A 26817-nucleotide genomic window follows, 5' to 3' on the forward strand; every position below is an offset into this window, starting at 1 on the left:
TTTAAATATTAAATTCAATAATAATATTAAGTTTTGATAATTTTTAATTTAAAATATGTCTTTTTTATACTATTATAATTAGATTCTTGGCACTTTTATAATTAGAATAATTTATAATAATAATTAAAATTATTATTTTTATAATATAATTAATATAATATAATTAAAATATTATTTTAATTAAAATATTATTTTTATAAAATAACTAAAATATTATTAAATTTATACTATAATTATAAATGTTATAAATTATAAAATTTTATTAATATGCACTTTATATACAAATTTATTTGCATTATTCTTTGAAATACTTAAAACAGTAGAAAAATTTGATTTAAGTATTGCTTCTGGATTAAATTATAGGTAATTGTTGTTTAAATTAAGTAATTATTGTTTAAATTAAAATTTACATACTTATTATTATTTTATTTTATTAATATTTGAGGAAATAACATGATATTTGCAGCTATTTTAGCAGGTGGAACAGGAACTAGGATGGGAAATGTCGAGAAACCAAAGCAATTTTTATTATTAGGAAAAAAGCCTATTATAATACACACTATTGAGAAATTTTATATAAATGAAAATTTAGAGAAAATAGTTGTATTATGTCCAAAACAATGGATTAATTATACTGAAGACCTTGTAGCTAAATATATACCAAATTCTAAAAAAATCGTGGTTATAGAAGGAGGTAGCATTCGTAATGAAACTATTATGAATGCTATTAGTTATATAGAAGACAATTATGATGTTGAAGATGAGGATATTATTATTACTCATGATTCAGTTAGGCCCTTTATAACTCATCGAATTATTGAAGACAATATAAAATTTGCAAAAAAATTTGGGGCTTGTGATACAGTAATTCCTGCAACAGATACAATTGTAGAAAGTAATAATGGTAATTTCATTACCAATATTCCAAATAGGCAAAATATGTATCAAGGGCAAACTCCTCAGTCATTTATTTTAAAAAAATTAAAAAGACTTTATAATATGGTTCCAGAAGAAGATAAAGAAATTTTAACAGATGCTTGTAAGATTTTTACAATTAACAATGAAAAAGTTTCACTTGTTAATGGAGAAGTTACTAATATTAAAATTACATATCCTAATGATTTGAGAGTAGCAAATTCAATTTTAAAAGGAGAATAATATAGTTAAAATAATATAGAAAATAAAATATATATTTTGTGAAATTGGATTTTTTAAGAAAATATATCGGTTGAAACAATGATTAATACAGTATATCGCTTAGTTTCTCCAAAATTATTTGAAGAAATTTATGATGAAGCAGAAGATTTGGAAAATAATGTTGTGGTTAGACCTACTTATCTATCAATCTGTCAGGCAGATCAAAGATATTATAATGGAAGTAGGGATCCTGAAACATTAGCTGAAAAACTTCCAATGGCTTTGATACATGAAGGAATTGGGGAAGTTGTTAGTGATAATACTGGAACTTTTAGAGTTGGTGAGTTGGTAGTAATTATTCCAAATACTCCAATGGAGAAAGATGAAGTTATATCTGAAAATTATTTAGAAAGTAGTAAATTTAGGGCTAGTGGTTTTGATGGATTTATGCAGGATTATATTATTTCAAATCCTGAAAGACTTGTTAAATTACCTAATAATATTAATAAAGAAGTTGCTTCATTTACTGAACTTATTAGTGTAAGTGTTCATTCAATTACTAGATTTTCTAAAATTTCTCATAATAGGAAAGATAAAATCGGAATTTGGGGTGATGGAAATTTAGGTTATATAACCTCTCTTTTACTTAAAATATTTTTCCCAGAATCTAAAATCATCATATTTGGAAAAAATGAAGAAAAACTAAATATATTTACTTTTGCTGATGAAACATTTAAAATTAATGAAGTTCCTCAGGATTTGAGAGTTGATCATGCTTTTGAATGTGTTGGTGGTAGAGGCTCACAACTTGCAGTAGATCAAATTATTGATTTAATTAATCCAGAAGGAACTATTTCTCTTTTAGGAGTTTCTGAATATTCAGTACCTATTAATACTAGAATGATTCTTGAAAAAGGTTTATTTTTATTTGGAACTAGTAGGAGCGGTAGAAAAGATTTTATTAAAACAATAGGGTTATTTGAAAAATATCCAAAAATATTGAAATATTTAGAAAATATTGTCAATGATGTTGTTGAAATTAACTCTTTAAATGATATTAATCTAGCTTTTGAGAGAGATTTTAATTCCGATTTTGGTAAAACTGTTCTTGTATGGAAAAAATAATTTTTAATATTTATATTTTCAATTTTGTTTTTGCCTTAATAATAAAATCATTTTCATAAAATTTTATATTATAAATAAATTTAACACTATAAATTTATTAACAATGATGACAAAATAAAAATATTATCGTCTTCTATAATAGTATTTTTAATATAATACTTACATGATATTTTATTAAGATACTTTTTAGTAGATTTATTAATTTAATCATTGATATTTATTAATTTATTATTAGATTTATTATTATATTACTAGATTTATTATTATATTACTAGATTTATTAATTTATATGGGATTTATTATTATATTACTAGATTTATTTTATTTAAATTTATTAAATTCTAGTATTTGTTAGTATGTTTATTGAATCATATTTTTTTTATAATTAATCTTATTTAAATTGATTTTTTCATAATTGGCACACGTTTGAGGATAATAATGGCATTTGAAAGTATAACGAACAATAGGTTTATTCTAAATTTCATGAAATATAGGTATCTATTGTATGAACTTGTTAAAAAGAGTGTAAAGCTAGAATATCGGAGATCCTTTTTAGGGATTTTTTGGATATTTTTAAGTCCTTTATTATATACAATTGTTTTAACCATAGTATTTTCAACTTTTTTAGGTAGAACTATTGAAAATTATCCTGTTTATTTATTATGTGGGAGATTAGCTTTTGATTTTTTTTCAGGAGGAACAAAAGCTTCTTTAAATTCATTAAAAAAGGCTTCAATTATAAAAAGGATTTATGTTCCGAAGTATATATATCCTTTAGCTAGTGTTCTTGGGAAATATGTAACATTTTTAATGTCATTAATTGTTTTAGCTCTTCTTGTAATTGTTACAGGAGTTGTTTTAACTTGGCATGTATTTTCATTAATTTTGCCATTCTTTCTTTTGTTCTTTTTGACATTAGGTGTTGGTTTGACACTTGCTACAATTGTAGTTTTCTTTAGGGATGTTCAACATTTATGGGGAGTTTTTACTACCTTGTTGATGTGGTGTAGTGCATTATTTTATCCAGTATCAATTGTTCCTGAGAAATATCAATTTATTTTCCAATATAATCCGATATTTCAGATAATTGACATGATTAGAAGATCTGTAATTTATGGGCAATCATATGATCCCTTTCAAGTATTTTATGTTCTAGGGATAACAATATTTTTCCTTGTATTGGGTATTGCTCTTTTATTTAAGTATCAAGACAAGTTTATACTTTATATTTAGGTGATAATTTGGGTGAGAAGGTTATTGATGTTGATAATGTTTCTGTAAGGTTTAACTTAAAAAGACAAGGAAAATTTAGCATAAAAAACTATTTTAAAGATCTTAAAAATAGAGAATTAATGTTTCAAGAATTTTGGGCTCTTCAAAATATTAACCTTGAGGTTGAAAAAGGAGATAGGTTAGCTATATTGGGATTAAATGGGGCAGGAAAAAGTACTTTACTTAAAGTAATTGCAGGAGTAATGAAACCAAGTAAAGGGACTGTTGAAACTAAAGGAAGAGTAGTTCCATTATTAGAATTAAGTACAGGTTTTGACAAGAGTTATACTGGACGAGAAAATATATTTCTTAGAGGGGCAACTCTAGGTTTTTCAACAAAATATATGGAAGAAAAATTTGATGAAATAGTTGATTTTGCAGAGATTAGAAAATTTTTAAATGTTCCAGTATCAAATTATTCCTCTGGAATGAGAGCAAGATTAGGTTTTTCAATTTCAACAATGGTTAATCCAGATATACTCATTTTAGATGAAGTTCTATCAGTTGGAGATGCTAAATTTAGGAAAAAGAGTTTTAAAAAAATGATGTCTCTGATAGAAGATAGAAATACTACTGTTTTATTTGTATCTCATTCAATAAAACAAGTTAAAGATTTATGTAATAAAGCAATATTATTAGAAAATGGTAAATTAATAATGGAAGGGAATGTAGACGACGTTGCTGAATTATATACTGAAAGTGTTAATAAATAAATTTTTAAAGGTTATTTATTATGAATTTTAAATATAAATTATTTGCTTCTATATTTAATTTTTTTAGTTTTTTCACTAGTGAAAAAAAAATTAGAAATAATAAAAATGTTTCATTTATTATGGATGAAATAGATGAGATTTCTTTAAATAGCAATTTATCTTATATAAAGAGGGAATTAGATAATAGGGACAATTTTAAATATAATTATATTTATAAATCTAGCTATTCTTTTGATAAATCAAAATCATTTAAAGATAAATTTAAAAAATTTTTTTATTTATTAAACTTCTTTTTTATAAAAACATATAAATTATCTAAATCTCATTTTGTTTTTTTAAATGATAATTTTTTCCCAATTGCATATATGAACTTTAAAGATAATATTAAAATAATACAGTTATGGCATGCTCCTGGAGCTTTTAAAAAATTTGGATTTCATACTACAGATGATAATAATATTAAAGAATTATTAAAAATGAGTGGAAGTAAAATTGATCATTTAATTGTTACATCATCTAATATTTCTGAAATTTATCAAAAAGCATTTCAAGTTGATGAAAAAAAGATATTGCCATTTGGAATTCCTAGAATTGATTACTATTTTGACAAAAATAATATTAATCCGGATAATGTAAGAAATATCCGAACAAAATTTGAAGAAAAGTATCCTGAAGTTAAAGGGAAAAAAATAGTGCTTTATGCTCCGACATTTCGTGAAAATAAATCTTTAAATGATAAAATTACGGTTAATTTTGATGGAAACCTATTTAAATCAAATTTAGGAGATGAATATTTTTTAATATTTAAATCTCACCCAAAATATAATATTTCCACGGTTAAAAATTCAATTGATATATCTAAACACGATAATGTTCAAGAAATTTTGCTGATTTCTGATATTTTGATTACGGATTATTCTTCTATAATGATAGAGTTTGCTGTTCTCCTTAAACCAATTATTTTCTATCCTTTTGATTTAGAATATTATATTTCAAATGAAAGAGGTTTCTATTTTGAATATAATGATGTGCCTGGACCTATAGCTAATGATACTAATGAAATAATTGAAATCATAAAAAATAATAATTTTGACATTGATAAAATTAAAAAATTCGTATTTAGAAATTATGATTACTTAGATGATAAATCTTCTAAAAGAATAGTTGACTACATATTGTCAGAAAATTAGGCTAATTTCTTATTTTCAGAAATATTTTTTTTATTATATAGTATTCACTATTTTAATATTATTCTCATTAATGCTTCTTTTAAAATAATAATAACCTTATTTAAGCATATGTTTTTTATTTATTTTTATTTAATTTATTATAATTTTTAATAACTTTTATATATATTTAAATAATTTTAAATCTATATTTATTTTATATAATATTTTTAATCTTATTAAAAATGAGCATATTATTTATTATATCTATTATTTAGTTATATAATGAATTCTAATTATATATAATAAAGGTGTTATATGAAACCAATACTTGAAATCACTGATCTAAATATTATTAATAGTATATTAAACATGTCTATATCAATTAAATTTAGATATGATGATATCAATGTTCCTAGATTAGGAATTATCTTTAGTAATGAATTAGAGAATAGAAGATTGCCTTTTAAAATTACAAGTTTTAACATAGATCATGTTTCGAAATGTTGTTTCATATCAGCTAATGAAAAATTTGAAATTGATAATCTTTTTTTGGATAAAGATTTTATTGGAGATATTAATATTAATTTTAGCTTGATTTATGGTAATGAAATTATCGAAAATTTTTCAATTAAATATCTTAATAGAAATAGGCCAGCCAATTTTAAAAAAATGTATTACCTTCCAAAATTTGAACTAAATAAATTATATTTGGAACCAAATGAAGAGATATTGAGAAATTTAATTAATAATAAGCAAGATATTAAATACAGAACATTGAAAAAGTTAAATAGCTTTTTTTTAGGAATTATTTCAATCATATCTTTTCCTTTTTTCTTCATTGATGGCTATTTAGCTTCAAAAGGTTTAGTAGATAAGTCACCAAATTTTTATCAAAAAAATAATACATTTGGGTCTATTTTAATGCATATAAATTGGAAAACATCAATTTTAGCTGGTTTTATATATAGCAAAAGATTGTTAAAAATAGGAATTATGGGGTTTCTTTATAAATTTTTTAAGCATAAAAAAATTGTAAATAATAGAATCTTATTCTTGTCTGAAAGAAAAAACTATTTGTCTGGAAATTTTCAATCTGTTTATAATATTTTAAGTAATGATAATGAAATAGAAATTGTTAAGTTTTTGTTAAATAAAAAAATTAAAGATTTTAATATTTTTGACATGATTCATTTTGTTAACTTTATTTCTACTTCTAAAATAATATTATTAGATGATTTCTATCCTAATATTCATAATTTTAATCTTAAAAATGAAGTAAAACTTATTCAACTATGGCATGCAGCAGGAGCTTTTAAAACTTTTGGATTTTCAAGGTTAGGTAAAATTGGAGGGGTTGATCAGAGTTCTTCAAACCATCGTAGTTATGATTATGCAATAGTAAGTTCTAATGAAATAAAAAGATTTTATAGTGAAGGATTTGGGATTTCAGATGAAAAAGTAGTAGTAACGGGTATTCCAAGGACTGATATATTTTTTGATGATGGATATAAAAAATATGTTTTGAATAAGATTTATGATGAATTTCCAATGCTTAAAAATAAAAAAATTATATTATTTTCTCCTACATTTAGGGGGGAAGGTAAAGATGATGCTTATTACCCTATGGAAAAATTTAATATAGAAAAATTTTTAGATTCATTAAATTCTAATATTAAACAATACTCTACTTGTACTGAAAAAATTAATAAATCGGGCAATGAAAAATCCGACAATGAATTCAAAAAAAGCTATAATAAATGCGATTCTGGCTATGTTTTAATAATAAAACAACATCCATTTATTAATAAAAAAATAGAGATACCTGAAAAATATAAGAACAATGTTTTCGATTTTTCTAATACCTATGAAATTAATGATATTTTGTTTATTACAGATATATTAATCACTGATTATTCATCAGTAGTTTTTGAAGCATCAATTTTAGATATTCCAATGTTATTTTATTGTTATGATTTCGATGAATATTTGGTGGATAGAGGTTTTTATTATGATTTTAATAAATTTGCACCAGGAAAAATTGTATATGCCTTTGAAGATATAGCTAACTGTATAAAATCCGAAGATTTGGATAAATTTAAAATTGATAAATTTAAAAATAGATTTTTTGAGGATTTTGATGGAAAATCTTCTAAAAGAGTTTATGACTTAATAAAAAAATTGATTAATTTGGATAATAAATGAAAAGTTTTAAATAATCATTATAAGTTTTTAAATTACTATAAATGGAAATTTAATATTTAATAAAAGGTATTTCATCTTATAAAAAATTAAAAATTTTTAGAATTGCAATTAAAGTAAATTTTTCTATAATTAATGGAAAGGAGGAATTATTATTAGCTATAGGTTTTCAATTATTGTACCTGCATATAATGTGGAAGAAAATATCTCTGATACTCTTGATTCAATTTTAAATCAGAGTTTTCAAAATTTTGAGGTTATAATAATTAATGATGGTTCTACAGATTCAACACAGAAAATAATTGATAAATATTCTAATAAATATTCTAATATCAATGTTATAATCCAAGAGAATCAAGGAGTAGCTATTGCCCGTAATAATGCTTTAGATGTAGCTAAAGGAGAATATATAGGATTTTTAGATCCAGATGGTGACCTTTTTGCTGAAGATTCTTTTTATCATATTAATGAAACCATAAATTTCCATGAATCTAATGGTGAAACTCCTGATTTAATTATAGGTCCACAAACTACTGTTGATACTTGGTCAAAAAGGTCTTATAAAAATGCAAAAGAACTTTCTCTTTCAGATGATATTCTTCCTCATGATGAAAGGATAATTTGGACTATGTTAATATTAAATAAGATGTTTAGAAGGGAGAAAATTTTGGAAACAGGTGTTAAAATGCCTATTTTAACTCATGCAAGTGATGCTGGATTTTTCTTTTCTTTTTTATATAATTGTAAAAAAATTGTGGGTTGCCCTCATGATTTTTTAATATATAAAAAAAGATTATTCTTAGAAGATTCCTCTCTTTCACAGGATTCCAATTTGAATTCTGTTAATTCTTATTATAAATCTTATAAAATCATATTAAACTCTTTTAACACTTATTGTATAAATTATAAGAACGAATTGAAAAAATATGGTCAAAATGATAGATTATATGAATTTGAAAGAAATGCTTTAAAATATATCGATACCCTGATATATAAGGAGCTCACTGCCCTATTTATTAATATAACCTATAGATTTTTTTGGAGATCGGATATTAAAACATTAAAGCGATGTAAGGAAATTATTAATCAATTAAGAGATGATTTATTTCCTGGAACATGGACTAAGGTAGTGGAAAATAATAGTGATCTCAAAATGAGTGATTTAATAATTAAAAACGATGAAATGGCAAAAAATCCAATAATTTCTATAGTCTTGACTGATTTGAGAATCAATAATGGAGATAAAATTGCTTTAGATTTAGATTCTTTAAATAGGACTATTTTAAATTGTTATAATTCACATTTCCCTTCTTTTGAATTAATTATTTCAGAAGAGTTGTTTAATAGTTTAAATAATGAAATAATAAATAAACCAAATATTCAGGTTGTTAAATCTAAATCAAATGAAGAATTTAAAAACAATGCTGTTAATAAATCTAAAGGAAAATTTTTATTTTTCATTGAAGAAGATATTCTTTTTTCACCAATACTATTTAAAAAAATGTTTGATAAACTTAATATGGAAAATTATGACTGGGTTTTATTCCCTATGGATCCAGTTATTGATAAAAAATTTTCTAAAAATGATCAATATACTATAAACGAATTTTCAAAAAGAGAAACAATTAATTCTAATTTAAAACATGATTTTTTATTATCTGATAAGTTATTTAAAAAGGATTTTTTAAAAGGGATCGATTTTAAGTTTTCTAATAATATTAAAGATGATATTCAGTTATTATACGATAAAGGGAACTATAAAAAGTTTAATGCACATTATATTTTGACTACAAATGAGCATCTTAATAACTCATTTATATCTATAATTATTGATAATATAAAAATTGAAAAATCTGAATTAGAAGATTTGTTAAAATCAATTTATAACCAAACTTTCAAGTCCTTTGATATATATTTAAATAAAAATTTAAAAGATAAAGTTTCTAATGAATATATCTCTATGAATAATTTTAATATTTTGGGAAATGATAATTTTAGAAAAACAATTATAAAAGAATCTAAATCTAAATATTTATTATTCGTTGATATCCCCGTTACTTATGATAATTCTTTTTTGGAAAAAACATTCTCTAAATTGGAATCATTAAATGATAAACAAGAATTTGGAGAATTTTCATTTTTATCAACACCAATTTTTAATTCTGATAGCAAAAGTCTATATAATTTTTCAACTCAAGAATTGGCGTATTTTTATAAAAAAACTCCCTATCCTTCTAATAAATCAAAATTCTTAGTTTTTGATTTGTATTTATCTAATAAACTTGTTAACATTGATTATTTAAGAAAAAATAAAATATTTTTTAATAATTACTATAAAGATGTTTTAAAATTATATAGGGAATCTAAATCAATTAGAATTTATCAAAAATTAATATCTACCAATTTATCTCAAAAAGTAATGTTTAAATCTTCATTTAAGAATGGAAAAATTCCTTTTTCCTATTCATTATTTTATAGTACTCATAGGATGTTTTTAATATTGCTTTATATTAAAGAAATATTAAATGGTGAAAAATAATGAGAATTTCTATTGTTATTCCTAATTTTAATGGTTTGAACTTTTTAAAAATTTGTTTAAATTCATTAGAGCGAAAATTTTCAGAAAAATTAAGAATCAATCATTTATATATAATAATTATAGATAATGGATCAACTGATGGAAGTAGGGAATATTTAAATGATAAATTAAAAAATGAAAATTTAAAAAACATCACTTACAATGTTTTATTTAATAATATAAATTTAGGGTTTTCGAAAGCTGTAAACCAAGGAATAAAATTTTCTAATTCAAATGATTCTACTTATATTTGTTTACTTAATAATGATGTTGAAATAACTTCTGATTTTTTTTATTATTTAGTTGAATCTATAGAAAAAGATGATAAAATTTTTAGTGTAAGTAGTAAAATGCTTCAATATAACAATAAGGATTTAATTGATGATGCTGGTGATGAATACACTTTATTGGGATGGACAAAAAAATCAGGGGATGGATTATCTTCAAAAAACTATTCAAAATCTAGAGAAATATTTAGTAGTTGTGCTGGTGCTGCTTTATATAGAAAATCAATTTTAAACAAAATTGGATATTTTGATGAAAATTTTTTTGCATATATGGAAGATGTTGATATTTCTTACAGGGCACAAATATATGGATATAAAAATGTTTATTCTCCAAAAGCAATTGTTTATCATGTTGGTAGTGGTAGTAGTGGTAGTAGGTATAATGAGTTTAAAATAAAACTTGCTGCTCGTAATAATATATGGTTGATTTATAAAAACATGCCATGGCCTCAAATAGTTATTAATATCGGATTTTTATTTATTGGATTTTTAATAAAATATTTATTTTTCTTTAAAAAGGGTTATGGAAAACTATATTTAAAAGGATTAAGAGAAGGAATATCCAATAGGAAAAAAATAGATAAAATAAAGTTCAAATCATCTAATTTGAAAAATTATATGAGAATAGAGTTTAGATTAATATTAAATACTTTTAAATTAATTTTTAAATAGTTTAAAATTTTTTTTAGGTTATTATTTATTTAAAACGATTTTTAAAACAAATTTCTATTGGCATTCTTAGGTTTTTAAAATTATTTGGTCATGATATTGGCAAATATTTTTGAATGATATTGGCAAATATTTTTGAATAATTTTATATATATGCACGATAATATTTTTATGGATAATAATTAAAATATTTATAATGCTTAAAATATTCATGCCTAAAAATTTGATTTAAATTATGTTTTAATAAAATTAATTTTTACTAAATTATATATGTTAAAATTTAAAGTTGACTTAGTGATTAGATGGATTTATCAATTATAATTGTTAATTACAGAACTTTTGAACTGACAAAAAATACTATTAAATCAGTTATAAATAACACTGAAAATTCTTATGAAATTTTTGTAGTTGATAATAATTCTATGGATGGCAGTTATGAAAAACTGAAATCTTTTTTTAAAAATGAAATTTCTATGGGTAAAGTAATATTCATAGCTAATTCTTCTAATCAAGGGTTTGCTGTAGCTAATAATTTGGCTATAAAAGAAAGTAAAGGGGAGTTTATCCTTCTGTTGAATTCGGATACTTTAATAAAGGAGAACTCTATTGATAAATGCTTAAATTATGTAAAAAATCAGGATAAAGTCGGAGCTATTGGATGTAAAATAATTTTACCCAATGGAGATTTAGATAAAGCATGTAAACGTAGCTTTCCAAACCCTAAAAATTCTTTTTACAAGTTATTTGGGTTTAATAGGATTAAAAAAAATTCTAATTCTAATGACTATAATTTAGACGCTCTTGATGAAAATGGGATTTATGAGGTAGATAGTCTAGTTGGAGCTTTTATGCTTGTTCGAAGGGAAACCATAAATGAGATTGGGCTTTTAGATGAAGATTATTTTATGTATGGTGAAGATATTGATTGGTGTTATAGGATAAAAGACGCTGGATGGAAAATTTTATACTATGGGGAAGCAGAAATTATTCACTATAAAGGAGCAAGTAGTAAAAAACAAAAATCTAAGTTGATATATGAATTTTACAGAGCTATGTATCTTTTTTACAATAAACATTATAAAAATAAATATTCATTTTTCACTAGATTTTCCGTATATCTGGGGATTATAATCCTTTTAATAATTAAATTGTTTTTTAATCTTTTTAAGAAATAATAATACTTTGATTTATATAATTAGTATTAAATAGGGATATAAATTTATATAAATCAAGACAATCATATAAATAATAGTAAGTATATATATGCTTATTATTTATTGATTAGTAAATTGTATAATATTCTATAAAATGATTATACAAGTAAGGTGTAGAATGATAAAACAAAACCAAAGACTTTTGAATGCAATATTAGTTATAACTGATGCTTCAGTGGTTGTTTTGGCATTTATTGCGGCTTGGGTTTTGAGATTTAAAACAACTATATTTGGGCCATTAGGAGGATTTTTGCCCTTTGAAAAATATTTATTATTGGCAATTTTTATTATTCCTTTATATCTGATATTTTATTATTTTTCAGGTTTATATAAGCCTTTTAGAAATCAATCAAATATAATATCTGAAGCTACAGATATTATAAAAGTTAATGTGTTGGTTTTTGTTGTATTAATTGCATTGTTATTTGTTATAGATCAACCTAATTATTCTAGAAAGTTGATTTTTGTTTTTGCATCTTTCAGCACAGTATTTGCTATAACTGAAAGAGTGATATTTAGGTCTATATTAAAAAATATACGTTCTAATGATAAAAATCTTAAGCACATCCTGATTGTTGGGGATGGAGAATTGGCTACAAAATTTGCTAGAAAGATTGTATTAAAAAAATATCTCGGTTATTCAATAAGTGGATTTTTAGGTTCCCATCATAAAATTGGATATGTAATGGAAGGAACTAATGGTGCATCGGTAATAGGAGGGATAAATGATTTAGATGAATTTTTATCTAATAATCAATATGATAGGGTTATAATAGCCATACCTCTTAAATATTATGATAATCTAACAAAATTAGTCGATATATGTGAAAATCAGGGCGTAAAAGCTGAAATAATCCCTGATTATTATAGATATTTCCCTGCAAAACCTTCTGTTGACATGATAGATGAATTGCCTATAATTAATATTCGTTATGTTCCATTGGATGATGCTTTAAATAGATTCATGAAAAAAATCTCTGATATTATAATATCTGTAATAGCTATCATTATAACTTCTCCAATAATGATATTAACAGCAATTGCTATTAAAATAAGCTCTCCGGGACCTATAATATTTAAACAAGAAAGAATTGGTTATCAAAGAAAACCTTTTATGATGTATAAATTTAGAAGCATGAAAGTACAGGATAATAATGAAGAAAAGTCCGAATGGACTACTGAAGATGATCCTAGAAAAACAAAAGTGGGGAATTTTATTAGAAAAACAAGTATTGATGAGTTACCTCAATTTTTCAATGTTTTAAAAGGGGAAATGAGTGTTGTAGGTCCAAGACCTGAAAGGCCATTTTTTGTGGAAAAATTTAGGGATGAAATACCAAAATATATGGTAAAGCATCAGGTTAGGCCAGGTCTTACTGGATTGGCACAAGTCCATGGATACCGAGGAAATACTTCTATTAAAAGACGTATTGAATATGATATTGAGTATGTAGAAAATTGGTATTTTGGGTTGGATATATTAATAATGTGGAAAACAATCTTAAAAGGAAATAAAAATGCTTATTGATCTTTTATTATAAATATTATTCTCTGTTTTTAACTATTTCCAATATATTTTTCTATTTCCAATATATTTTCCTATTTTCAATATATTTTCCTATTTTGTGTATATTTAATTATTTTAAAATATATCTCATTCTATCAATTATCTATTTTCTCTCTTTCAAAAGTTTCAATTTTCATGAAAAATCTGTTTAATTATATTTTTATTAAATTTTTTACTATTTTTTACAATATTCTTTATTTTTTAATTTTATCAATAATATGTTTATTTTCTGAATATCTAATTATCTAATTATAATTTTATAAATAAAATGTAATAATATTTATATTATATGTATTATTAATTTGTTTTTAGTAATACAAAAAAGATTTCATAAAAAGGTTATACTATAAAATAGTTAAAATAAATTAAAAATAAATTAATTATATAAATATTCTGATTGAAAAAATTACAATTATGATATTAGCTATTTTATGATTTTTTATAAGATAAAAAATAATTATAATTTTTTATAATTTTTTAAATGGATATGGTATTACAAAAATATTAATGGAAATAGAATTATAAAATTTAAATAGGTATTCGAGTATAAGAATATTTTAAAGGAGTTTAATAAAAAGTTGGATATTGAGGTTATAATATAATATTATTTTTAATATCTAATTTTAATTATAAACACATTTTAACTAAATTTTTTAATAAAACTTTTAAAAATATTACTTTTCATCTACTTGGAAAAATTCTATTAAATATAAACCAATAATTAGTATTTAATTTGTGAGGGTTTGGTATGGATAATGAAATTTTTGAAGAATATAATAAAATCAAAGATAAGGTCTCTGAAGAAGAGTTTTTAGAGAAAATGAATGAAAAAAAGAAAGATTATAAAGATATAAGCTTTATGAGTGATGTGGATATTGCTCGTACTGTTGTAGGGGAATATATCACTGAAAAAAATGAACATAGGTCTGAAAGTCAAGAACATTTAATGGATAAGATATCAAAATTGGAATCTGGAGCTCAAAATTTAAGTGTGATTGGAAGAGTAATTGGTATTTCAAATCCAAAAATATTTACAAGTCGTAAAGGAAAAGATGGAAAATTAGCTAATTTGAAATTAGCAGATGATACTGGTGAAATAAGGGCCGTTTTTTGGACTGAAAATATAAAACTACTTAAAAATATTAATGAAGGAGATATTATACAAATAAATAAAGTCGATGTTAAGGATGGCTATCAATCTGGAACTAAAGAAATTCATTTACAACCTCGTTCTACTATAAATGTTTTAGAAAGTACAGATTACTTAAATTTTCCAGATTATGAGGAATTAATTACTCCTATTGAGGATATTTCTCCAGACACGTCTGTTAATATTATTGCAAGGCTGATAAGGGTCCCTAAAATTCGTACATATGAGAAAAATGGCAAAAAAGGAAATGTATCTTCATTAGAATTAAAAGATAAAACTGGAAAAATTAGTTACACTTTGTGGAATAAAGATACTAGTTTAATAAATAGCTTAGAATTAAAAGAGGGGGATTCATTAAAAATATTAGGTGCTTCTGCCAGAGAAAGAAATGGTGAAATTTCACTGACTCATTGGGATGGAAGAATAGTCAAAGGGGATTTTGATGTTCCTGAATATGAAGATAAAGTATTAAAAATTGCAGAAGTCCAAGAAATGAAAGATGTTTCATTATTGGGAATTGTTATTAAAATCCAAGATACTATTGAATTTGAGAGAGCTGATGGTTCTAAAGGCACAGTTAAATCTATTGAAATAGCCGATGATACTGGATCTATTAGGGTGACTCTTTGGGGTGATGATACTAATATAAACATTAATAAAGGAGATATTATTAAAATCACTGGTGGAAATATTGAATTTGATGAATACACTGAAACTGGATATAGAGTTAATACAAATTGGAATACTCAGATAATAACCAATCCTAATGAGAATAATGAGATTATAGACATTTTAAAAGAGTATAAGTCAAAACTAGAGCCAATCAAAATTAGTGTTATTCATGAAATTGAAGAAGATGGTGAAGAAGTTGATGTTTTAGGTAGAATCATGTCTATGAATGATCCAAGAGAATTTCAAAGAGAAGATGGGACAACTGGTTTAGTTAGATCTGGAGATTTAGCTGATGAAACTGGAATAGTTAGATTATCATTTTGGGATGAAAAAGCTCAAAACAATTTTGAAATAGGAAATGCATTTTTAATTGAAAATGCTAGGACTAGGATGGGACTTTATGCTGTTGAACTCAATATAGGGAAAACTGCTAGAATAATTGAATTAGATGAAGATCAAACTGGAGATTTACCTTCTTTTTCTGAACTTGAGGACATGATTTATACTCCTAAAAAAATTGATCAATTAGAAGAAGATGATTCCAATATAAGAGTTTTAGCAAGGATCATTGATCTTCAAGATGTCAATGAATTCCAAAGACAAGATGGTACTCCTGGATTAGTTAGAAATATAGAAATTGGGGATGATACTGGTATTATAAGAACTACTCTTTGGAATGAACAAGCAGATGCTTCTTATGAAGTTGGTGAAGCATTAAGAATAGAAAATCCTAGGGTAACTTTTAGAAATGATAATCTTGAACTTAGTATTAGTAATAGTACTAAAATAATAAAGGCAAAAGATGAGGAATTAAATGAGTTGCCTTCTTTTGAGGAATTAGAAGATATTTTATATCAATCTAAAAATATATCTGATTTGGAGGATGATGATAGAAATATTAAAATTCAAGGAACACTTGGAGATACTTTTGGTAATAATATTCTTTCTGCTAGGTGCCCTAATTGTAATAATAGATTAGAACAAATTGATGATGAATATGTATGTGATTATTGTGGGGAAGATGTAGAAAAACCAAAATACCTTCTAATGATTCCTGGAAGAATTGAGGATGATACTGGGGAAATTTCAATAACATTCTTTGGAAAATTAGCTGAGAGACTTCTTGGAATGACTACTGATGAAGCAGCAGAAATAGTTGAAGAAAGTGCTGATGAAGGTGTGTTAGAGGGTAAAGTTGAAAATTTGGCAGGAATGGGCATTAAAATTATTGCAGATGTTAATTTTGATGAATATAATGAAGAAATAAGATTGAACCCTAAAAAGATTATCTCTACAGAGTTGTAGTAATTGATAATTATTGAAGGTAATATAATAATTTAGATTAAAAGAGTTAACATTAACTCTTTAACTCTAATCTATAATTTTTGTAAATGAATTGTAAAATAGTATAAATAATATAGGGATGTTTATTATGGTAGAACTTGAAGATTTGCCAAGTGTTGGAGAAAAAACCGCACAAAAATTGAGAGATGCTGGTTTTGCGGATATGATGAGATTAGCTACAGCCACTGCAAAAGAATTAGCAGTTAAAGCAGAAATTGGCGAGGGTGTTGCTGAAAAAGTTATCGAAGCCGCTAGAAAAGCTGAATCTATTGATTTTGAAACGGCATATGATGTTATGGAAAGAAGAAGAGATGTTGGAAGAATTACTGTGGGGAGTGATGCTTTTAATGAATTAATTGGTGGAGGAATTGAAACTCAATCTCTCACTGAAGTTTTTGGTGAATTTGGATCAGGTAAAAGTCAAATTTCTCATGAATTAGCAGTTACTGTTCAACTTCCTAAAGATCTTGGCGGTATCGATGGAGAATGTGTATTTATTGATACTGAAAATACTTTCAGGCCTGAGAGAATTGAACAAATTGCAGATGGTTTTGAACTTGATCATGAAGAGGTTTTACAAAAAATTCACATTGCTAGGGCTTTTAATTCTTCTCATCAAATTTTAATGGCAGATAAAATTAATGAATTAATTCAAAGTGGATCAAATATTAAATTAGTAATTGTCGATTCATTGATGGCTCATTTTAGGGCAGAATATGTTGGAAGAGAGTCATTAGCAACAAGACAACAGAAATTAAACCAGCATTTGCATGCTCTTCAGAATATAGCTAATACTTATAATGTAGCTGTTTTCATTACTAATCAGGTTCAAGCACGACCTGATGCTTTCTTTGGAAGTCCAACTAAGGCTATCGGTGGGCATGTTTTAGGGCATGCTTCTACTTATAGAATTTGGCTTAAAAAAGGATTAGCTGGTAAGAGAATTGCTAGATTAGTAGATTCTCCTCATTTACCTGAAGGAGAATGTGTATTTAAAATCACTAGTGATGGTATTGTTGACTAGATTTTTAATTAAATATTTTTTAATTTATTTTTAATTTTTATTTTTTTATTTAATTTTTGCACTTTTAAGTTTGATTTTCTAGCAGTATTGCCTATTTATTATTTTTCATAATAATTTCTTTTGTATAATAAATCATTTTTGTTTTTCTTTATATTTTTATTCATGCTCTATTATACCTTAATTTTATTAATAATAAAATAATAAAATATTCTTATAATTATTTGGGATAAAATTAATAAATTAATGTATTAAATATTTAAAAAAAATAAAGATTTTTTATCATATTATTAAAGTGAAATAATGTCTGAAGTGATAAGTACAATAATTGTTATATTGTTTTTGATTTTTTTGGGTTATTTTCTTAAAAGAATAGAATTGCTCAATATTAAAGATATTGAAGTTTTGAATAAATTAGTTATTAATGTTGCAATGCCTTGTCTTATTTTTTCCTCATTGTATGGGGCGAATCTTTCTAATATAACTTCTTTAGCTATAATGCCGGCTATTAGTATAACTGTAGGTGCATTATCTGGTTTAATTGTTTACATAATTCTAAAAAAGAAAAAGTTTTCAGAAAAAAAATTATGGGGTGCTGTCGTCCCTGTTGTTTTAGGAAATACTGCTTTTTTAGGTTTCCCAATGGTTTTAGGAGTATTTGGTCAAACTGGTCTTTTAAGAGCAATATTTTATGACATGGGTACTTTAATAATGTTTCTTTCATTAAGTATTATTTTAATTGCTAATTTTGGAGGCAATTTTAAAGATGTATTTAAAAGAATCTTGGGTTTTCCTGTATTATGGGCATTTATTTTAGGAATTGTTTTTAATATTTTAAATATTCCTATTGGGGAAATACCTACTAATATAATTGGATATTTGGCTGCAGTTGCTATTCCTATAATAATGATTTCATTAGGTCTTTCTCTACAATTTAAAGGATTAAAAAATAATTTAAAGGTTGCAGGATTGGATGTAATTGTTAAACTTGCTATTGCACCAATAATTGCTTTAACTATTGTTACTTTATTGGGTCTTTCTGGTATGGAGTTTACAATAGCTATTGTGGAGGCAGGAATGCCTTCTGGAATGTTGACAATGGTTTTAGCTGTTACTTATGGCTTAGACTTCAATACTTCTGCAGATTGTTCTATTTTAACTACTGTCTTTAGTTTAATTACTTTGCCCATTTTAATAGGTATATTACCCATTATAACGGGTTTAATATGATTAAATATTTATACGTATTATCTATTTTAATTAATTTTAAATATTTTTTAATATAATAATTAATTTTAATATTATATACTATTTTAATATAATTTTTAATATAATAATTAATTTTAATATTATATACTATTTTAATATTCTAAACATTTTTCTATTTTTAAATATTTTTCTTAATTAAATAACACTATATAATCTTTTTATTTTTAATAATTTTCAATTTTTAATATTTTTAAAAGTGTTTAACACATAATCTTTTATATAATTATTTAAAAATTCTTTTTTTTCTATTTAAACTATTTTAATTTGAAATATTTTCATCATATATAAACTTTACTCCATATTAAAAATAGAAACCTTTATTTATCTAAATGGCATACATAACACCATCTAAGATTTTATATATATTAATATAAATTAAAATTATAAAAAATTATTAATCATATTTAATAATTTAAATTAATATATGTCCAATTGAATTGGTAGTTAATAATTTTAGTTAATAATTTAAAATATTTACTATTAAACAATATTTATTTTGTAATTGTTATTAGAAATGACTAAAGATAATATTGTTATAAAATATTAGATATCATCAACTTGTACAAGGTGATTATAAATGGCAGAAGAAAAGAGAGATATAGAAAATGAAGAGCCACGTATTGGTGTATATGTTTGCCATTGTGGTGTAAATATTGGTAGGGTCGTCGACGTCCCATCAGTTGCAGAATATGCAAAAACTCTCCCTAATGTAGTTATTGCAAAAGATTATAAATATTACTGTTCTGACCCAGGTCAACAAGTAATTCAAGATGATATTAAAGAACATAACCTTAATAGGGTTGTTGTCGCAGCTTGTTCTCCTAGGCTTCACGAACCTACATTCAGAAGGTGTATTAGGGAAGCTGGATTAAATCAATTCTTGTTTGAATTTGCTAACTTAAGAGAGCATGATTCTTGGGTGCACATGGGTGAACCAGAAGCTGCTACAGAGAAAGCAAAAGATTTAACAAGAATGGCAGTAGCTAAAGCTAGACTTCTTGAACCATTAGAAGCTTCTGTTGTTTCTGTAGATAACAGGGCTATGGTTATTGGTGGAGGAGTAGCTGGTATTCAATCTGCTCTTGATTTAGCTGATATGGGATTCAAAACTTACATGGTTGAAAAACAACCTACCATTGGTGGAAGAATGGGACAATTAGATAAAACATTCCCAACACTTGATTGTTCAATGTGTATTCTCGCTCCTAAAATGGTGGATATTGGTAAACATGAAAACATCGAATTATTAACTTACTCTGAAGTAAGGGAAGTGGATGGTTATATTGGAAACTTTAAAGTTAAAGTTGAAAGAAAACCAAGATTTATCGATGAAGAACTTTGTGTTGGTTGTGGATCTTGTGTAGAAGTTTGTCCAATCGAAATGCCTAATTACTTCGATGAAGGTATTGGTATGGTTAAAGCTGCATATATTCCATTCCCTCAAGCAGTACCTTTGTGTGCTACTATTGATAAAGATTATTGTATTGAATGTAAGCTTTGTGATCAAATCTGTGAACGTGGAGCTGTTAAACATGATCAAGAATCTGAATTCATTGACTTAGAAGTAGGAACTATTATTGTTGCTACTGGTTATGATCCTTATGATCCTACAGAAAAACTTGAATATGGTTATGGTGCTCATACTAATGTAATCACAGCTATGGAAATTGAAAGGATGATTAATGCTTCTGGTCCTACTGAAGGACATGTTGTTAAACCATCTGATCATAAATCTCCAAAACGTGTTGCATTTATCCATTGTGTTGGTTCAAGAGATGACAAAATTGGTAAACCATATTGTTCAAGAGTATGTTGTATGTACTCTATGAAAAATGCTCAATTGATTATAGATCATGAGCCCGATACTGATGTAACTCTTTACTATATGGATATAAGGGCTTTCGGTAAAGGATTTGAAGAGTTCTATAAAAACTCTCAAGAAAAATATGGTATTAAGTTCTTAAGAGGACGTCCTGCTGAAATTATCGAAAATGATGATTTAACTTTAACTGTAAGAGGAGAAGATACATTACTCAACACAGTAACTGAATATGATTATGATTTAGTTGTTCTTAGTGTTGGTCTTGTCCCTCCTGAAGGCGCTGAACAATTAAGGCAAACTATTGGTTTATCCAAGAGTGGAGACGGTTTCTTAATGGAAGCTCACCCAAAACTCAGACCTGTTGATACTTTAACAGATGGTGTTTATTTAGCTGGTGTTTCACAAGGCCCTAAAGATATTCCTGATGCAGTTGCTCAAGGTTCTGGTGCAGCAGCACGTGCAGCAATTCCAATGGTTAAAGGCGAAGTAGAAATTGAACCAATAGTCGCTACAACTGATGCAGATGTTTGTGGTGCATGTGAAGTTTGTGTAGAACTTTGTCCATATGGTGCAGTAGCTATTGAGGATGATCAAGCAAAAGTTAATGTTGCTTTATGTAAAGGATGCGGTACTTGTGTAGGTGCATGCCCATCTGGAGCTATGGATCAAAACCACTTTAAAACTGACCAAATCATGGCACAAATCGAAGCTGCTCTTGAAGATGGTAAATAAAACTGGAGATTTTTTCTCCAATTTATTTTTTATTTTTTATTTTAGGACTTTTTTTATTTTGGGATTTATTTTAAGATTTTTTTTCTTTTGAACACTCTTTTTTACATTATTCAGATTTAATAGTTTGTTTATTTATTTTTTAGTTTATTTAAGTTTAAAAATTAGTTTTAAGAGTATTTTGTATTATATTTTTATTTTTTAGTATTTTATAATTATAATTATCCACTTTATTCATTATCTCATTGTAATTTCTATCTTAAATTTAGAATATTTGTAAAAATATTTAATAATATTTTTGAAATATTTAATAATAGTTTTGAAATTTTTAAAACTATAAATAATTAAAAAATAATATAGAATAATTGTATTATGAATAGTTCATATTTTTGATATATATTTCATATTTTTAATAGAATCGATTTTAATAAAATCAGTAAAATTAATATTATTAATTATTATATATAAAATCTTGATAAATCATTAATCTTTAAAATATTAATCTTTAATATTTGTTATATAGGTGTATAAATGTTTGAAAATGAAAGTAATGTTACTGAAATTCAAAATTTGATGAAAGAACACAATGACTGGATGAAAAATAGTATAAATCTAATTGCAAGTGAAAATATAACTAGCTCTCAAGTGCAGTCTGCAATGGCTTCGGATCTTTCCCATCGATATGCTGAAGGTAAATGTGGTGAAAGACTTTATGAGGGTTGTCAATATATAGATGATATTGAATCACTCACTATAAATCTTTCAAAAAAACTTTTTAAAGCAGAACATGCAAATGTACAACCTACTTCTGGGGTTGTTGCTAATCTCGCAGCATTTTTTACTTTTGCAAAACCTGGCGACTCTCTAATGGCACTTGAAGTTCCAGTTGGTGGCCATATTAGTCATGCTAATGTTAGTGCTGCAGGTATAAGGGGACTTAAGGTATATCAGCATCCTTTTGATGAAAAATCTATGAACATTGATGTTGATGCAATGATTAAGAAAATTCTCGAAATAAAACCAAAAATAATTCTTTTTGGTGGTAGTTTGTTTCTTTTTCCTCATCCTGTAAAAGAGGTTCAAGAAGCTGCTAATGAAGTTGGAGCTAAAGTTATGTATGACGGTGCTCATGTTTTGGGGTTAATTGCTGGTGGAAAGTTTCAAGATCCTCTACGTGAAGGAGCAGATGTTCTAATGGGCAGTACCCATAAAACATTCCCTGGAACTCAGGGAGGTATTATTCTAACTAAAAATGATTATGCTAAAAAAATCGATGATGCTGTTTTCCCAGGGGTTGTTAGTAATCATCACCTTCATCATGTAGCTGGCCTTGGAATTGCAACAGCAGAAATGCTAGAATTTGGTGAAGATTATGCTAATCAAACAATTAAAAATGCCAAAGCATTAGCTCAAGCATTAAATGATTATGGGTTCAATGTTTTATGTGAAGATCAAGGTTTCACAGAGTCTCATCAAGTTGCTTTTGATGTATCAAATATTGGTAGAGCATCTATTCTTGCTAAAGATTTAGAATCTAATAATATAATTCTAAATAAAAACCTTCTTCCATGGGATGATGTAAATAGGTCAGATGATCCATCTGGTATAAGGGTAGGTACTCAAGAAATTACTAGAAGAGGTATGAAAGAATCAGAAATGTCTGAAGTTGCTGAATTTATAATGAGGGTTTGTATGGACAAAGTAAATGTCAAAGAGGAAGTCACTGAATTTATGAATCAATATACTAAAGTTCATTTCGCTTTTGAAGAGTCAGAAGCATATAAATATATTCAATTTTAATTATCCTTTTTGTTGAAATTTTAATTAATAATGGATATGGGAGTTAAAAATGCGTATTGGATGGGCTATAACTGGAGCAGGTCATTTATTGGATGAAAGTGTTTCAGTAATGGAAGATTTATCTAAAGATAATAAAATAACAGTCTTGCTTTCTAATGCTGGAGAAGAAGTTTTAAAGATGTATGGTCTTTTTGAGCGTGTAACTGCTATTACTGGTGGTTATTATAGGGAATTAGCTCTTGAAAATGATCAAAGCTTTAGTTATCCTATTTCAGGCCGTTTTTCTCTTGGAAAGTATGATGTTTTAATTGTTTCTCCAACAACTTCAAACACTGTTGCAAAGATAGTGAATGGAATTTCTGACACTCTTGTTACAAATTCTGTGGCTCAAGCTGGGAAAGGGAATGTTAAAACAATTATAATACCTGTTGACATGGAATCTGGTGATGTTGAGACAATACTTCCTTCAAAATTAGATCTTGAAAGTTGTGCTGATTGTGAAAGCTGTGAAGCAGCTCAATCTTGTCCTCAAGAGGCCATAATAGCTAAACAAGAAATAGACTTACTAAAATGTGTCGGATGTGGTAATTGTCAGAATTCTTGCCCATTTGATGCCATAAAAGCAGGTAAATTGATTACTATTCATATGAGAGAAATTGACATTGAAAACACTCATAAATTAGTTTTAATGAATGGAATTGATGTTTTAAAACATCCAAAAGAAATAAAAGATTTTATATCAGATTTGCTTTAAAATTTGAAATTTCTCCAATATTATAATTTTTATCTATTTATTAATTAAATTCACAAACAAAGTCTAATTTATCTCCAATTTTTATTCTATTTTTTTCAATACTTCCTTTTTTTAATTCTATTATGTAAGTAGCTCTGTGGCGCGGTTTATAAATTTTCCATGGGGAAATACAAGTTGTTTCTGTAACTTCTTTATTTTCATTTAAAAAAATAACATCAATATTAATGTACATAAAGAAGGTATGTATTGAAGAATAAAATTTAGTATTTTTTTTAGCTGTTTTAATAATAAGGATATAATCTAATCTTTTCTCAAACATTAATCCTTTTAATCTAGATAAATAGCTATCTGCAAATTTCACTGGACCCAAAACTATTTCTTTTTCATCATCATTCTCTTTTTTTATTAAAATAGTTTTATTATTTATCAAATCACCTCGTTGTCTTTTTATTATAAATATAATTCTATTTTTATAAACTTGAAATCGATTATAAATTCAAAATAATTATTTTGTGTTCAATCATAGTTATAATAAATAATGTAATTATAATTAAATTAGCATGCATTAGATTATAATTTATCTTCAATATTATTATTAGATTATTTTATCCAATCTGCTGTATATAACTAATACAAAACTATAAAAATATTCATGTTTATTAAAATACTATTATTAAATATAATTAATTATTAAAATATACTATTAATTTATATATTCTTAATACTTTCAATACTAACATTTATTTATTATCTTATCATAAAGATAATATAGAAAGTTAAATTATATCTATATTTAATATTTAAATCTTAAAATTGATAAAATAGATTGATCTTTTATACTTTACTAAAATCTTATGTGAGGGTTTTTATGAGAAATATCATTGTTGAAAAGCTCAACCAAACACCAATAGAAGAATTAGACATTGAAATCGTAGAAAGAAAAGGAATTGGCCATCCGGATAGTATTAGTGATGGTATTGCGGAGTCTGTAAGTCGAGCTCTTTGTAAACTTTATATGGACGAATTTGGAGGAGTTCTACATCATAATACTGATGAAGTTCAAATTACTGCAGGCGAATCTAGCCCTATTTTTGGCGGGGGAGATGTAATTAAACCTATTGATTTCCTTCTTACTGGTCGTGGAGTTTCAGAATATGAAGGCAAAAAATTACCTGTTGATAGAGTAGCTATTGAAGCTGCTAAAGCTTATTTAAATGAATATATTCCAAATCTTGAAGTTGAGTCTCATGCTGTTGTTGAATGTAAAATTGGGCATGGTTCTGGAGATCTTGTAGATGTATTTAAGAGGGATGGTGCTCCTTCTTCTAACGATACTTCTTTTGGAGTTGGATATGCTCCATTTTCAGAAGTTGAAACTATAGTTTTAGCTGTTGAGGAATTATTAAATTCTAAGGCTTTTACAAAGAAAAATCCTGCTGTGGGAGAAGATATTAAAGTTATGGGACTTCGTGATAATGATAAAATTACATTAACTATTGCATGTGCTATGGTTTCTAAGTATGTTTCTAATCGCGAAGAATATATATCTGTACGTGAAGGTTTGAAAGAAGTAGCTCTTGATATAGCTAAAAATGTTACTGATAGGGAAATAGAAGTCTTTGTAAATACTGCAGATAATGATAATGCGAAAGGTGAAGAAGGTTATTATTTGACTGTTACTGGAACTTCTGCTGAAATGGGAGATGATGGTTCTGTTGGTAGAGGTAATAGGGCAAATGGTCTTATAACTCCTAATAGACCAATGTCTATGGAAGCAACTTCTGGTAAAAATCCTATAAATCATGTTGGTAAAATTTACAACATTTTATCTAATGAAATGGCAAACGATATAGCTGAAAATGTCGAAGGAGTAAAACAAGTTAATATAATGATATTAAGTCAAATAGGTATGCCTATTGATCAACCGAAGGCTGCAACTTCTCAAATAATTCTCGATGAGGGATATAAAATGGATGATGTCAGTAAAAAAATTGCTTCTGTTATGGATACTTGGCTTGAAGATATTTCATCAATAACTGAAAATGTTGTAAAAGGAAAAGCAAGAACATTTTAAAAATACTGATTGATTAAATTGTAGATTATTAGAATAATCTACCTTTTTATTTTCCATTCTTTTAATATTATTAAATCTTTTTCTCATTTCATTTTAGAATTTTTTATTTGCAAAATTTAATAATAACTATATAATGTATTATGTATACATTTTGTATTATACAATATCAATTAATTTTAATATAGCTAAAATTTATACTAAAATTTATACTAAAATTTATACTAAAATTTATACTAAAATTTATACTAAAAT

At 25.4% G+C, this 26817-nt stretch carries 18 protein-coding genes; 17 read left to right on the forward strand and 1 reads right to left on the reverse strand.

Annotated features, from left to right (window positions below; genetic code table 11):
- The first annotated feature begins 453 nt into the window (after positions 1-453).
- The 16 genes from Q0087_RS07215 to Q0087_RS07290 all read left to right on the forward strand — a co-directional run bounded on the left by Q0087_RS07215 (position 454) and on the right by Q0087_RS07290 (position 24491).
- Entirely contained in the window at positions 454-1158 is a 705-nt protein-coding gene (locus Q0087_RS07215; protein ID WP_297899015.1) for a 2-C-methyl-D-erythritol 4-phosphate cytidylyltransferase, read from the forward strand.
- 78 nt (positions 1159-1236) lie between these two features.
- A complete protein-coding gene (locus Q0087_RS07220) occupies positions 1237-2262 on the forward strand; it encodes a ribitol-5-phosphate dehydrogenase (RefSeq protein ID WP_297899016.1) in 1026 nt (341 codons plus the stop codon).
- A gap of 438 nt (positions 2263-2700) precedes the next feature.
- Positions 2701-3495 (forward strand): ABC transporter permease, encoded by a 795-nt coding sequence (locus Q0087_RS07225; protein WP_297899017.1) that lies wholly within the window; start codon positions 2701-2703, stop codon positions 3493-3495.
- 8 nt (positions 3496-3503) lie between these two features.
- On the forward strand, positions 3504-4247 hold the full coding sequence (locus tag Q0087_RS07230; RefSeq protein WP_297899018.1) for an ABC transporter ATP-binding protein: 744 nt from the start codon (positions 3504-3506) through the stop codon (positions 4245-4247).
- Positions 4248-4267: 20 nt separating this feature from the next.
- Positions 4268-5437 (forward strand): CDP-glycerol glycerophosphotransferase family protein, encoded by a 1170-nt coding sequence (locus Q0087_RS07235; protein WP_297899019.1) that lies wholly within the window; start codon positions 4268-4270, stop codon positions 5435-5437.
- Between the two features lie 294 nt (positions 5438-5731).
- Positions 5732-7618: a CDP-glycerol glycerophosphotransferase family protein gene (locus Q0087_RS07240; protein WP_297899020.1), complete on the forward strand. Its 1887-nt coding sequence runs from the start codon at positions 5732-5734 to the stop codon at positions 7616-7618.
- 172 nt (positions 7619-7790) lie between these two features.
- Positions 7791-10154 carry a glycosyltransferase family 2 protein gene (locus Q0087_RS07245; RefSeq protein ID WP_297899034.1) on the forward strand — a complete coding sequence of 788 codons (2364 nt, stop codon included), beginning with the start codon at positions 7791-7793 and terminating at the stop codon, positions 10152-10154.
- Positions 10154-11152: a glycosyltransferase family 2 protein gene (locus tag Q0087_RS07250; protein WP_297899021.1), complete on the forward strand. Its 999-nt coding sequence runs from the start codon at positions 10154-10156 to the stop codon at positions 11150-11152. Before Q0087_RS07245 ends, Q0087_RS07250 begins: the two co-directional genes overlap by 1 nt.
- A 299-nt stretch (positions 11153-11451) precedes the next feature.
- A complete protein-coding gene (locus Q0087_RS07255; protein WP_297899022.1) occupies positions 11452-12324 on the forward strand; it encodes a glycosyltransferase family 2 protein in 873 nt (290 codons plus the stop codon).
- Between the two features lie 157 nt (positions 12325-12481).
- Complete coding sequence (locus tag Q0087_RS07260) at positions 12482-13891, forward strand: undecaprenyl-phosphate glucose phosphotransferase (RefSeq protein ID WP_297899023.1); 1410 nt, start codon at positions 12482-12484, stop codon at positions 13889-13891.
- A gap of 787 nt (positions 13892-14678) precedes the next feature.
- Positions 14679-17057 carry an OB-fold nucleic acid binding domain-containing protein gene (locus Q0087_RS07265; protein ID WP_297899024.1) on the forward strand — a complete coding sequence of 793 codons (2379 nt, stop codon included), beginning with the start codon at positions 14679-14681 and terminating at the stop codon, positions 17055-17057.
- Between the two features lie 127 nt (positions 17058-17184).
- On the forward strand, positions 17185-18120 hold the full coding sequence (radA, locus tag Q0087_RS07270) for a DNA repair and recombination protein RadA (protein WP_297899025.1): 936 nt from the start codon (positions 17185-17187) through the stop codon (positions 18118-18120).
- Positions 18121-18420: 300 nt separating this feature from the next.
- Complete coding sequence (locus Q0087_RS07275; protein WP_297899026.1) at positions 18421-19347, forward strand: AEC family transporter; 927 nt, start codon at positions 18421-18423, stop codon at positions 19345-19347.
- A 616-nt stretch (positions 19348-19963) separates the two neighbouring features.
- Positions 19964-21940 (forward strand): CoB--CoM heterodisulfide reductase iron-sulfur subunit A family protein, encoded by a 1977-nt coding sequence (locus tag Q0087_RS07280; RefSeq protein WP_297899027.1) that lies wholly within the window; start codon positions 19964-19966, stop codon positions 21938-21940.
- A gap of 528 nt (positions 21941-22468) precedes the next feature.
- The gene (glyA, locus tag Q0087_RS07285) at positions 22469-23737 is read left to right on the forward strand and encodes a serine hydroxymethyltransferase (protein ID WP_297899028.1); all 1269 of its coding nucleotides are present in this window, start codon (positions 22469-22471) and stop codon (positions 23735-23737) included.
- A 49-nt stretch (positions 23738-23786) separates the two neighbouring features.
- The gene (locus tag Q0087_RS07290; protein ID WP_297899029.1) at positions 23787-24491 is read left to right on the forward strand and encodes a dihydromethanopterin reductase (acceptor); all 705 of its coding nucleotides are present in this window, start codon (positions 23787-23789) and stop codon (positions 24489-24491) included.
- Positions 24492-24531: 40 nt separating this feature from the next.
- Here Q0087_RS07290 and Q0087_RS07295 read toward each other — a convergent pair whose 3' ends face one another.
- Entirely contained in the window at positions 24532-24921 is a 390-nt protein-coding gene (locus Q0087_RS07295; protein WP_297899030.1) for a DUF192 domain-containing protein, read from the reverse strand.
- Positions 24922-25359: 438 nt separating this feature from the next.
- Between Q0087_RS07295 and Q0087_RS07300 the strand changes: the two genes are divergently transcribed.
- On the forward strand, positions 25360-26565 hold the full coding sequence (locus Q0087_RS07300; RefSeq protein WP_297899031.1) for a methionine adenosyltransferase: 1206 nt from the start codon (positions 25360-25362) through the stop codon (positions 26563-26565).
- The last annotated feature ends 252 nt before the right edge of the window (positions 26566-26817 follow it).

Source organism: uncultured Methanobrevibacter sp. (assembly GCF_937881195.1).
In the GTDB taxonomy this organism is placed as follows: Archaea; Methanobacteriota; Methanobacteria; order Methanobacteriales; family Methanobacteriaceae; genus Methanobinarius.

What these genes read in the sequence shown, in the direction of transcription:
- Q0087_RS07300 (WP_297899031.1), top strand. Translation starts at nt 25,360, where the DNA reads ATGAGAAATATCATTGTTGAAAAGCTCAACCAAACACCAATAGAAGAA.
- Q0087_RS07220 (WP_297899016.1), top strand. Translation starts at nt 1,237, where the DNA reads ATGATTAATACAGTATATCGCTTAGTTTCTCCAAAATTATTTGAAGAA.
- Q0087_RS07260 (WP_297899023.1), top strand. Translation starts at nt 12,482, where the DNA reads ATGATAAAACAAAACCAAAGACTTTTGAATGCAATATTAGTTATAACT.
- Q0087_RS07225 (WP_297899017.1), top strand. Translation starts at nt 2,701, where the DNA reads ATGGCATTTGAAAGTATAACGAACAATAGGTTTATTCTAAATTTCATG.
- Q0087_RS07250 (WP_297899021.1), top strand. Translation starts at nt 10,154, where the DNA reads ATGAGAATTTCTATTGTTATTCCTAATTTTAATGGTTTGAACTTTTTA.
- Q0087_RS07240 (WP_297899020.1), top strand. Translation starts at nt 5,732, where the DNA reads ATGAAACCAATACTTGAAATCACTGATCTAAATATTATTAATAGTATA.
- Q0087_RS07215 (WP_297899015.1), top strand. Translation starts at nt 454, where the DNA reads ATGATATTTGCAGCTATTTTAGCAGGTGGAACAGGAACTAGGATGGGA.
- Q0087_RS07275 (WP_297899026.1), top strand. Translation starts at nt 18,421, where the DNA reads ATGTCTGAAGTGATAAGTACAATAATTGTTATATTGTTTTTGATTTTT.
- glyA (WP_297899028.1), top strand. Translation starts at nt 22,469, where the DNA reads ATGTTTGAAAATGAAAGTAATGTTACTGAAATTCAAAATTTGATGAAA.
- Q0087_RS07235 (WP_297899019.1), top strand. Translation starts at nt 4,268, where the DNA reads ATGAATTTTAAATATAAATTATTTGCTTCTATATTTAATTTTTTTAGT.
- Q0087_RS07290 (WP_297899029.1), top strand. Translation starts at nt 23,787, where the DNA reads ATGCGTATTGGATGGGCTATAACTGGAGCAGGTCATTTATTGGATGAA.
- radA (WP_297899025.1), top strand. Translation starts at nt 17,185, where the DNA reads ATGGTAGAACTTGAAGATTTGCCAAGTGTTGGAGAAAAAACCGCACAA.
- Q0087_RS07255 (WP_297899022.1), top strand. Translation starts at nt 11,452, where the DNA reads ATGGATTTATCAATTATAATTGTTAATTACAGAACTTTTGAACTGACA.
- Q0087_RS07280 (WP_297899027.1), top strand. Translation starts at nt 19,964, where the DNA reads ATGGCAGAAGAAAAGAGAGATATAGAAAATGAAGAGCCACGTATTGGT.
- Q0087_RS07265 (WP_297899024.1), top strand. Translation starts at nt 14,679, where the DNA reads ATGGATAATGAAATTTTTGAAGAATATAATAAAATCAAAGATAAGGTC.